This is a genomic window from Cyanobium sp. BA20m-p-22, from assembly GCF_024346275.1.
Taxonomy (GTDB): domain Bacteria; phylum Cyanobacteriota; class Cyanobacteriia; order PCC-6307; family Cyanobiaceae; genus Cyanobium_A.
In genome coordinates this window covers 1-8,756 of the sequence record NZ_JAGQCQ010000147.1, presented here as the reverse complement: position 1 = coordinate 8,756, position 8,756 = coordinate 1, and the positions used below count along the sequence as shown (strand labels likewise).

Sequence of the window (8,756 nt, the reverse complement as noted above, 5' to 3'; positions counted from 1 at the left end):
AGACCGCCGAGCTGATCGAGGAACTGGGCAAAGCCTTCAACCCCCAGCAGGTGGAGGAGCACGAAACCCTGGCGGGCTGCCGCGGTGGGCTGCGCGAGAGCGGTCTGCGGCTCCATTCGATCCGCCTGCCGGGCCTGGTGGCCCACCAGGAGGTGCTGTTTGGTGCGCCCGGGGAGACCTACACCCTGCGCCACGACACGATCGAGCGCTCCGCCTACATGCCGGGGGTGCTGCTCACCGTGCGCAAGGTGCGCCAGCTGGGTGGGCTTGTGTACGGCCTGGAGCGGCTGATCTGATGCTGCTTCCCCTGCGCCCCGGCGAGCTCCCTCGGCTGATTCCGGCGGTGGCCACCGGCCCCCAGTTCAATGCCTGCACCGGCAATCCCCGCAAGGTGCTGCAGCGGGTGCTGATCACGGTGATCGGTGCGGTGATAACGCTGTTAATCAGCCAGACCCTGCTCTTCTCCAGCCAGTTCGGCCCAGTGTTTCTGGTGGTGGGAGTGGTGTTTGCCCTCTACCTGCTCTGGGGCCCGATCCTGGAGGCCGGCCAGAAGAACGCCACCCTGCGCCGCTACCCGGCAGCCGCCCTGTTTGAAGGGGAAATAGCTGATCTATATACCCGCGAGATCGTTGAGGACCGGCGCGAACAGGCCAACAACAGCGGTCGCTTGGAGCTGGTGGAAAACCGCCGCACCTGGCTCACCCTCGAGCTGGAGGACGAGCAGGGCTATCTCGGCAAGGTGCGCTTTCCCTTTGACAAGAAAAAGCACCAGAAGATCCGCGCCGGCATGGTGGTGCGGGTGCTGGTGCTCAGTGAGCGCAAGGATTTCTCCCAGGTGGGGGCGATCAGCGATGCCTGGCTGCCCCAGTTGAAGCTGTGGGTGGGGGAATACCCCTTCCTGTTGCGCCCGGCCTTTGAGGAGCTCTGCCTCAAAAGATTTCGCTGAGGGTTCTCGCAGAGAGGTTCGTTGAGCGCTTTGGCCACCGATCTGCCCAAGCTCTGCAATATTGCGTTACAATTCCGTCAACAACCCCACATGAGAGTCCCGATGACCCAGGCCACCCCCGCAGCACCCACCCCCGCAGTCGCCGCAGCCACCATCCGGGGCGCCACCGTCACCACCGAAGATGGGGGCCGTCTCAATGCCTTCGCCACCGAGCCCCGCATGGAAGTGGTCTCCACCGAAAGCGGCTGGGGCTTCCACGAGCGGGCTGAAAAGCTCAACGGCCGCATGGCCATGCTCGGCTTCGTTGCACTGCTGATCACCGAATTTGCCCTGGGCGGCGAATCCTTCACCCGCGGCCTGCTTGGCATCGGCTGAACCCAACTGAAATCTCTGCCCAGTTCCAACTTGAGCCGCAGTAATTGAGCTGCGGCTTTTTTGTGCTCCCACCCGGGCTGATCAGCCTGTCGCCATGGTCCATCCCAATCCGGTTTTCCGGGCCCAGGTGCTGGGGGCCGGTCCCACCGGCGCCCTGGCGGCCCTGGCCCTGGCCCAGGCCGGCTGGCAGGTGCGCATCTGTGATCCCCTGCCGGCCTCGGCCCTGGTGGAGCGCAACCGCGCCTATGCCTTCAGCCACTCCAGCCAGCGATTGCTCTGCCAGCTGGGGCTGTGGAGCTCTCTGGAGCAGGTCATGGTTCCTTTCAGCCGCCTGGAGCTGGTCGACCTGGCTGTAGAGCGCCAGGTGGGCTTCACGCTGGCTGATCTTGGCCCGGGCCCGGCAAACGCCCTCCCCTCAGCCACTCTTTCATCCACTCCCTCAGCCGCTGCAGTGGGTTGGATTGCCAAGCACCAGCTGCTTCTGCCGCCCTTGCTGGCGGCCCTGGCGGCCGATCCCGCCGTGGTTCTCGAGCTGGGCTCTGCACCGGTCCAGTCGTCCCTGCCGCCGCCAGACCTGGTGGTTGCCGCCGACGGCCCCCACTCCCCCAGCCGGGCGGCCCTGGGCATCGGCTCCCTGCACTGGGCCTACTCCCAGAATTGCCTCACCTGTCTGGTCCAGCTGCGCGGCAGCGCCAACGACCAGGCCTGGGAGCTGTTGCGGCCCGAGGGGCCCTTTGCGGTGCTGCCCCTGGGAGACGGCATATTCCAGCTGGTCTGGAGTGCGCCGGCCCGCCGTTGCCGCCAGCTGGAGAGCCTTGGCGATGGGGCTTTCCTTGATGCCCTGGCTGGCGCCCTGCCGGATGGGCTCCAGCCCGATGCCCTGCTGGATGCCCCCCGGGCCTATCCGGTGGGCCTGCTGCTGGCCCACCGCCTGCATCGGGGCCGCACCGTGCTGGTGGGCGAGAGCGGCCATCGCTGCCATCCGGTAGGCGGGCAGGGGCTCAACCTCTGCTGGCGTGACGTGGCCCAGCTCCAGCGTCTGGCGGGGCAGGTGGTGGCTGGCCGGTTGGCGGTGGAGCGGCTACCTGCGGCCTATGGCCGCCGCCGCTGGCCCGACCTGCTGCTCACCCTGCTGGCTACCGACCTGTTGGTCAGGCTCTTCTCCAACCGTTCGCCCCTGCTCCTGCCCATCCGCCACCTGGCCCTGTTGCTGTTGGCCCGCCTGCCACCGCTGAGGCAGCTGGCCCTGGCGGCGATGACCCACGGACCTTGCCAGCTGTTGCGCCAATGACCAGCATGGATTGCACGTGGCCCCCGAGCCCAAGGTGATCAGCACCCCTTCCCTGCCCCCCCCCTCCCAGGAGATGGTGCGCCTGTTGCGCCATCAGTTCGGGCTGAGTGAGAGTGCCCTGGAGCTCGGGCTGCGCCAGGCCCAGCAGGAGCTGGCACCCCTGCCAGTGGTGCTCTGGCGCTACGGGCTGATCAGCCTCGAGCAATTTGACACCCTGATCGCCTGGCAGGACCAGCTGTAGGTGATCAGCTCTAGATGATCAGCTGTAGATGATCAGGGATTCGACCGGCTGCTGCTGGGGCAGTTTGCGGCGGCCCTCGAGGGCCGCCAGCTCGGCCACGAAGCCGAAGCCGCAGAGCTCGCCGCCGGCTGCCTGCACCAGTTCGGCGCAGGCGGCGGCGGTGCCGCCGGTGGCCAGCAGGTCGTCGATGATCAGCACCCTGGAGCCGTCGGCCAGGGCGTCGCTGTGGATCTCCAGGCGGTCGCTGCCGTATTCCAGGGCGTAATCGACGCCGGTGACCTTGCCGGGCAACTTGCCGGCCTTGCGCACCGGCACGAAGCCCAGGCGTACGGCGGTGGCCAGGGCGGTGCCGACGATGAAGCCCCGCGACTCAATGCCAACTATCAGCTCTGGTTGCAGCCGCTCGCACACCGCGCCCAGCTGACGGATCACCTCCTGCCAGCCGGCGGGGTCGCGCATCAATGGCGTCAGGTCGCGAAACAGGATGCCGGGCTTGGGGAAATCGGGCACATCCCGCACGAGTTCGCGCAGGTCTGGGGTCATGGACGTGACGGGGGGGGGCACTTGCTGGCATCATCGCAGCCATGCCCCTGGACCCAACCGCGCCGGAACCCAGCGCCCGGCTTCCCCGCCGCGGCCTGGAGCGCCTCGACCTGCTTCTGCTCAGCGTGGAGGCCCTCGACCTCAACGGCGGCGAGTCGATGGTGTGGATGAGCGAGCAGATGGGCTTCACCAGCCTCTTCCCCAACCGGGTGGAACTGTGGAAGCGGCGCTGCACCAATCCCCTGCGCCGCACCACCCGCCGCGATGGCCTCGACCCGGTGGAAACCGACGCCATGATCCGCATCCTCTGTTCCCTGGCCGACCGCCTCTACCCCCTGCTGCGCGGCCTGCTCACCAGCGCCGAGCCTGCCGAGGTGCTCAGCCAGCGCTGGGACCTGTTCCGCGGCCGCCTGCTGGAGCTGATCCGCGAGCGCATGAACCCCCGCCGCGGCGGCGTGCAACTCTTGCTCGACCCCGACGCCGGCGCCCGCCAGGCCCGCCAGCTGGTACAGGCCCTTGCCCTGGGCTCGGGCGCGGGCGGGTTTGAGCGCCTGCGGGCCAGCCTCCTGGACGCCCAGCCATGAATTTGCCCAGGCCATGAAACAGACCCTTCAATACGACCAACTCAGCTGTCGCCTGCGGGTGGAGGGTCTGCCGGATGTGTCCGTGGGCCAGGGCGCCGGGGCCCTCGGCATCATCACGGGCTGGAACCTGGAGTGGGCCGGTCGTCCCGCGTTGGAGGGCCGCAAGGAGCACCTGCTAGCCCTGATGCAGGTGGTGTTGCCCTACGCCCGCTATCTGATCAGCGGTGTGCCCCGCCGCTTTGGGGCCGACCCCACGCCGGTGGAGATCGGCCCCAACCCTGGCAGGGGCCACCTGCTGCTGCTGCGCAGCAGCCAAGCCGATACGCCCCCGTTGCAGCTCGAGCTCGACGATGCCGAGCTGGCCGATCTGGTGCGGGTACTCGATCAGTTGCGCCTCGATCCCCGCCTGCAGCTGCCGCTTGAGCTGCCCTCGCCCCTGCCCCTCAGGGCCCGGGAGCTGCTGGAACGCCGGCCCCTGGCCCAGCGCCTGGCCGCCCCGCTTGGGGGGGTGCTGGCCCTGGGGCTGGCAGCTGGAATGGGCCTGCTGCTTCCCGAACCCAAGCCTGTGGCCCCACCCACGGCCAACCCCAGCGCGGTCCAGCAGCCCCCTTCTTGACTTTGGCGCCGGCCTGGTCACACTGAAGCTGTTCCAGCCGGGTCCATGGCGAAGCTGAGTTGGTCAGAGCTACGGATTCGGGTGGCCCGGCTCGGCGCCAGCCTTGGAGTGGTGGTGCGCAGCGATCCGGAGGTCTGCGGGCTCAGTGGCGAAGACTTTCGCCTCTCCCTCCACCATGGCGGCCACGGGGATTGCACCGTGGCCGATCTTTCCCTGATCGATTGCCCCAATGAGCTGGTGCTGATTGAATTCGAGCGCTGGATGCGCGGTGCCGGCTACGTCCTAGAGGCATGAAGTCAGTCCGTCGCCACGAGCAGAAGCTTCCTGCCAGCGGCAAGCCCGCTAAGGCCAGGCGGCGGGTATTTCGGGGCCGCCAGCTCCAGGCCCGCTGGCGCCAAATCGGCACCTCCTTCCTATTGGGCGGCACTGGGGTAGGCCTGATCCTGGCCCTGTTGCAGGTGCCGGATCGGTTTGACACCTTTTTGGTGCTCAGCACAGCCCTGGTCAATCTGATCGAAGGCGTCAAGCAGGCGCTCTGGGGCGTGCTGCAGCTGCTTTCCGTGCTTCTGCTGGTGCTGGCGGCCGTTGCGGCGCTCGCTTTGGTGGTGGTGGCCCTGATTCGCCTGATTCAGGCCCTCTGGCCCCAGCCGCCAGCTCGTCCCTGAGCGGACACCTAGCCATGCAGCCGCTGCATCCAGAAACCTGCCAGCTGGTAGGAGCTCCAGAGGAAGGCCACCAGGAACAACCAGTTCAGCCAGGCAGGCCGCTGGGGCTTCTCAGGAATCATGATCCAGTTTGGGTGATCGCTAGCCAGGATCGCAGCAACGTGTCGCTCTGGCAGGAACTTGCGGAATAGGGCCGGTGCTTGTTTAAATTACGCTCCTTAAGACTTCGGAAGGGGCCTGGCGATGGGCAACCCAATCAGTCGGGAGCTTTTCCTAGAGCGGGCCAGATTTCGCTTTGGCAATCAATATGATTACGCTGAGATCATCTATAAAAGCTACAAGACACCGGTCCGAATTCGCTGCACCACCCATCCGGTAAAGCAGATTTCGATTACCCCTGAAAAGCACCTGCAAACCACCGGTGGCTGCAAATACTGTCTGCGTGAAATGCGCATTGCCAGCCTGGAGAGGGAGTTGAATCGGGCTAGCCCCGCCCGCAGGGACCTAGTCAATCTGCTGGACCAGCCGCTTATCCAACAGCTGGACCAGTCGCCTATCCAGCAGCCGGAGCCCCAGCCCGCCCCCGTATTCCATAAAGAAAAATAACAATCACGCCCTTATGTGGCCTTTGCTGCAATGGGCCTGCCCCGCAGGCGGTAGGCCTGGGCTGAGTAATGCATAGTTTCCCGTGACCAATGTGGTGGCAATCCCCGCGGATGGGCAGGCCGGCAAGAAGAAAAAGGGCTTGAAAAAGAGCTTGAAAAAGAAGTTAAAAGAGGCCAAAAAGAACCCGGCTGCCCATGCCAAGGCAGGTAAATCTAAGGTTGAAAATCCGAGCGATCGCTATTTCCCCTCACCAATCTTTGATGATTTTTCTGTCAATTCGGAGGGCAGGAAAACCAGGCTCGATCGCAAGCTCTATGAAAAAGAACTGGCCCGGCTCCAGGTGGAGTTGGTCAAGATGCAGTACTGGATCAAGCACAGCGGCTATCGCATCATCCTGCTCTTTGAAGGGCGGGACGCCGCTGGCAAGGGCGGAACGATCAAGCGGATAACCGAGCCCCTCAACCCACGCGGTTGCAGGGTAGTGGCCCTGGGCACACCCTCGGATCAGCAGAAGACCCAGTGGTATTTCCAGCGCTATGTGGAGCACTTTCCCTCCGCTGGCGAGATTCTGCTCTTCGATCGCAGTTGGTACAACCGCGCCGGGGTGGAAAACGTGATGGGATTCTGCACGCCCCAGCAGGTTGAGGAGTTCAGGCAATCCTGCCCAGAATTTGAGCGCATGCTGGTGCGCAGCGGCATCACGGTATTGAAATACTGGTTCTCGGTCAGTGATGAGGAGCAGGAAGCCCGCTTCCGCTCCCGCCTTGAAGACCCAGCCCGGCGCTGGAAGCTGAGCCCGATGGATCTGGAGTCCCGTGATCGCTGGGTTGAGTTTTCCAAAGCGAAGGACGAGATGTTCGCCCACTCCAACATTCCTGAAGCGCCCTGGTTCACTGTTGAGGCTGACGACAAGCGCCGTGCCCGTCTCAACTGCATCCAGCACCTGCTCAGCAAGGTTCCCTATGTGGACATGACTCCTGAGCCGATCGAACTGCCCCCCCGCCTGGGCGGTGGCGACTACCAGAGACCCCCGCTGAATGAACAGTTTTTTGTTCCCAACTGCTACCCCTAGGCATGGCCGTGCTTGGCCCCCCAAGGGCAAGTCCAGACAGCAGGCGTAAAGAATCGCGAATCTGTCGCGACAGTCACAGCGCCGCCGCCGGCTAACGAGTGCAGTGGCTACCCCTTGCACCAGTCCCATGGTCATCAGCCCCATGGTCAGTTCTGGCCTCGCACTGATCACCCTCGAGGATGGACGCGCCTCCTACAAGGGCACTTGGAGCTTGATCCTGAATCCCGGCAAGAAGTTGGCGGCGATCCACACCACCTTCCAGTCTGGTCAGGGGCTGGGCTGTGTGATCGAGAGGCTCGACTTTCAGGCTAAGGAGACGGCAGTTGAGTTTCTGCGCCACCTACTGCTGCACAACTGGCAGCTGGGTGATGTTAAAAGTGAGGCCGAGCCCTTGTTGTTAGGCCTCGCCACCTAGTCACCCCGCCCCTAGGCCAATGAATTCGATGAGCGCCGCCGATGCGTTTGCTGCAGTAGCCCTGGCAGCTGTTTGTTGGGATGGTGTTTTATCGATGGCTGGCTCCAGATCCCTGCGCCATGCCCTCGATTACCGCAAGCCATTTCGTGATTATGACGAAGCCCAGATGATGCAATTGTTGGACTCCCTGCTCAAGCAACTGCGGGAAAAAGGAGCCCAGCATCTAATGGTTGATGGCGCTGCGATTTTAAATGCCAGGCAGCGGGGCGCCGCTTTTGCCGTGGCGGCAGAAATAATGCGCTCCGATGGCCCCCTGCAGGATGATGAACAGAATATTTTGATCAATCTCGCCGCTGTTCTGGAGCTCGATAGCGCCCTTAGCTCTGAGATCCTCAGGGTGATGGATATTCTCCATGCAGAGATTTAGGCCTGCCAACTCCATGCATGAGCCGGCAGCGGCAGCCGCCCCATCCTCGCCCTCGCTGCGTTTGACCAGCAAACGTGGGCTGGATCTGCTCCGGGATCCCGCACTGAATCAGGGCACCGCTTTTGCGGCGCCCCAGCGCCTTGCCTTTGGGCTCGAGGGGCTGTTGCCGCCCCAGGTTGAGAGCCTGGCCCTGCAGGTGCAGCGCAGTTGGGCAGCCTTCTGCCAGCTGGAGGGCTCCCTGGAGCGATACGCCTTCGTGGAGGGATTGCGCCGCAGCAACCTGGTGCTCTTTCACCGCTTCCTCAGCGACCACCTCGAAGCGGTGCTGCCGATCGTGTACACCCCCACCGTGGGGGCGGTGATTCAGGACTTCAGCCGCAGTTACCGCACCCCCATTGAGGGTCTATTTATCAGTGCCGACCAGCGGGGTCGCCTGCGCCAGGTGCTGCGCAATGGCATCAATAGCCCCATCGACCTGGTGCTCGTCACCGATTCAGAAGGGATCCTCGGCATCGGAGATCAGGGGGTGGGAGGAATCCACATCTGCCAGGGCAAGCTGGCTGTCTACACCCTCTGCGCAGGGCTCAACCCGGAGCGGGTGCTGGCGGTCGCCCTCGATGTGGGCACCAATCGGCCCAGTCTGCTGGCCAATCCCCTCTACCCCGGCCTGCACCAGCGCCGCCTGGCTGGGGCTGACTACCTGGGCTTCGTCGATGAGTTCGTCGAGGCCGTCCGGCTGGAGTGTCCCGGCGCTTGCCTGCACTGGGAAGACTTCGGCACAAGCCATGCCCGCCAGCTGCTGGAGCGCTACCGCAACCAGCTGCCGAGCTTCAATGACGACATCCAGGGCACCAGCGGCGTGGTCAGTGCGGCGGTGCTGGCGGCCTGCCAGGGGCTGGGCCAGACCCTGGCAGAGCAGCGCATTGTGGTGTTTGGTGCGGGAACTGCTGGCTGCGGTATCGCCGAGGGCCTGCT

At 64.6% G+C, this 8,756-nt stretch carries 15 protein-coding genes; 14 read left to right on the top strand and 1 reads right to left on the bottom strand.

The window, feature by feature from the left end; translation table 11 throughout:
* From KBZ15_RS12965 to KBZ15_RS12945, 5 genes are all read left to right on the top strand, one after another.
* On the top strand, window positions 1-296 hold a 296-nt coding region (locus tag KBZ15_RS12965; RefSeq protein WP_315859889.1), incomplete at its 5' end, for a dihydrodipicolinate reductase C-terminal domain-containing protein.
* On the top strand, window positions 296-946 hold the full coding sequence (locus KBZ15_RS12960) for a hypothetical protein (protein ID WP_255015608.1): 651 nt from the start codon (window positions 296-298) through the stop codon (window positions 944-946). The genes KBZ15_RS12965 and KBZ15_RS12960, both read left to right, overlap by 1 nt.
* Window positions 947-1,048: 102 nt before the next feature.
* A complete protein-coding gene (locus KBZ15_RS12955; protein WP_255013894.1) occupies window positions 1,049-1,321 on the top strand; it encodes a high light inducible protein in 273 nt (90 codons plus the stop codon).
* A gap of 94 nt (window positions 1,322-1,415) precedes the next feature.
* The gene (locus KBZ15_RS12950; protein WP_255015607.1) at window positions 1,416-2,612 is read left to right on the top strand and encodes an FAD-dependent monooxygenase; all 1,197 of its coding nucleotides are present in this window, start codon (window positions 1,416-1,418) and stop codon (window positions 2,610-2,612) included.
* A gap of 16 nt (window positions 2,613-2,628) precedes the next feature.
* Entirely contained in the window at window positions 2,629-2,853 is a 225-nt protein-coding gene (locus KBZ15_RS12945) for a DUF2949 domain-containing protein (protein WP_311133652.1), read from the top strand.
* An 18-nt stretch (window positions 2,854-2,871) separates the two neighbouring features.
* On the opposite strand, the gene KBZ15_RS12940 is transcribed toward KBZ15_RS12945, so the two are convergent.
* Window positions 2,872-3,396: an adenine phosphoribosyltransferase gene (locus KBZ15_RS12940; RefSeq protein WP_197150750.1), complete on the bottom strand. Its 525-nt coding sequence runs from the start codon at window positions 3,394-3,396 to the stop codon at window positions 2,872-2,874.
* A gap of 41 nt (window positions 3,397-3,437) precedes the next feature.
* Here KBZ15_RS12940 and KBZ15_RS12935 point away from each other — a divergent pair, with 41 nt between their 5' ends.
* From KBZ15_RS12935 to maeA, 9 genes are all read left to right on the top strand, one after another.
* Window positions 3,438-3,980 carry a DUF3038 domain-containing protein gene (locus KBZ15_RS12935; protein ID WP_255015605.1) on the top strand — a complete coding sequence of 181 codons (543 nt, stop codon included), beginning with the start codon at window positions 3,438-3,440 and terminating at the stop codon, window positions 3,978-3,980.
* A 13-nt stretch (window positions 3,981-3,993) separates the two neighbouring features.
* The gene (locus KBZ15_RS12930; protein WP_255015604.1) at window positions 3,994-4,596 is read left to right on the top strand and encodes a DUF4335 domain-containing protein; all 603 of its coding nucleotides are present in this window, start codon (window positions 3,994-3,996) and stop codon (window positions 4,594-4,596) included.
* Window positions 4,597-4,641: 45 nt separating this feature from the next.
* A complete protein-coding gene (locus tag KBZ15_RS12925; RefSeq protein WP_255015603.1) occupies window positions 4,642-4,890 on the top strand; it encodes a hypothetical protein in 249 nt (82 codons plus the stop codon).
* A complete protein-coding gene (locus KBZ15_RS12920; protein ID WP_255015602.1) occupies window positions 4,887-5,261 on the top strand; it encodes a hypothetical protein in 375 nt (124 codons plus the stop codon). Before KBZ15_RS12925 ends, KBZ15_RS12920 begins: the two co-directional genes overlap by 4 nt.
* Before the next feature lie 243 nt (window positions 5,262-5,504).
* Entirely contained in the window at window positions 5,505-5,867 is a 363-nt protein-coding gene (locus KBZ15_RS12915; protein ID WP_255015601.1) for a hypothetical protein, read from the top strand.
* A 253-nt stretch (window positions 5,868-6,120) separates the two neighbouring features.
* Window positions 6,121-6,939, top strand: a complete 819-nt coding sequence (ppk2, locus tag KBZ15_RS12910) for a polyphosphate kinase 2 (protein ID WP_255015610.1) — start codon at window positions 6,121-6,123, stop codon at window positions 6,937-6,939.
* A gap of 142 nt (window positions 6,940-7,081) precedes the next feature.
* Window positions 7,082-7,354, top strand: coding sequence for a hypothetical protein (locus tag KBZ15_RS12905; protein ID WP_255015599.1), 273 nt, complete (start codon window positions 7,082-7,084; stop codon window positions 7,352-7,354).
* Window positions 7,355-7,382: 28 nt separating this feature from the next.
* A complete protein-coding gene (locus tag KBZ15_RS12900; RefSeq protein ID WP_255015598.1) occupies window positions 7,383-7,781 on the top strand; it encodes a tellurite resistance TerB family protein in 399 nt (132 codons plus the stop codon).
* Between the two features lie 61 nt (window positions 7,782-7,842).
* Window positions 7,843-8,756 (top strand): oxaloacetate-decarboxylating malate dehydrogenase (gene maeA, locus KBZ15_RS12895; RefSeq protein WP_255015597.1); only part of this gene is annotated, 914 nt, incomplete at its 3' end.

Excerpts from the sequence above, each read along its gene's own strand:
- KBZ15_RS12960 (WP_255015608.1), top strand. The coding sequence starts at position 296 with ATGCTGCTTCCCCTGCGCCCCGGCGAGCTCCCTCGGCTGATTCCGGCG.
- KBZ15_RS12915 (WP_255015601.1), top strand. The coding sequence starts at position 5,505 with ATGGGCAACCCAATCAGTCGGGAGCTTTTCCTAGAGCGGGCCAGATTT.
- KBZ15_RS12930 (WP_255015604.1), top strand. The coding sequence starts at position 3,994 with ATGAAACAGACCCTTCAATACGACCAACTCAGCTGTCGCCTGCGGGTG.
- KBZ15_RS12925 (WP_255015603.1), top strand. The coding sequence starts at position 4,642 with ATGGCGAAGCTGAGTTGGTCAGAGCTACGGATTCGGGTGGCCCGGCTC.
- KBZ15_RS12905 (WP_255015599.1), top strand. The coding sequence starts at position 7,082 with ATGGTCAGTTCTGGCCTCGCACTGATCACCCTCGAGGATGGACGCGCC.
- KBZ15_RS12920 (WP_255015602.1), top strand. The coding sequence starts at position 4,887 with ATGAAGTCAGTCCGTCGCCACGAGCAGAAGCTTCCTGCCAGCGGCAAG.
- KBZ15_RS12900 (WP_255015598.1), top strand. The coding sequence starts at position 7,383 with ATGAGCGCCGCCGATGCGTTTGCTGCAGTAGCCCTGGCAGCTGTTTGT.
- KBZ15_RS12955 (WP_255013894.1), top strand. The coding sequence starts at position 1,049 with ATGACCCAGGCCACCCCCGCAGCACCCACCCCCGCAGTCGCCGCAGCC.
- KBZ15_RS12950 (WP_255015607.1), top strand. The coding sequence starts at position 1,416 with ATGGTCCATCCCAATCCGGTTTTCCGGGCCCAGGTGCTGGGGGCCGGT.
- KBZ15_RS12940 (WP_197150750.1), bottom strand. The coding sequence starts at position 3,396 with ATGACCCCAGACCTGCGCGAACTCGTGCGGGATGTGCCCGATTTCCCC.
- KBZ15_RS12935 (WP_255015605.1), top strand. The coding sequence starts at position 3,438 with ATGCCCCTGGACCCAACCGCGCCGGAACCCAGCGCCCGGCTTCCCCGC.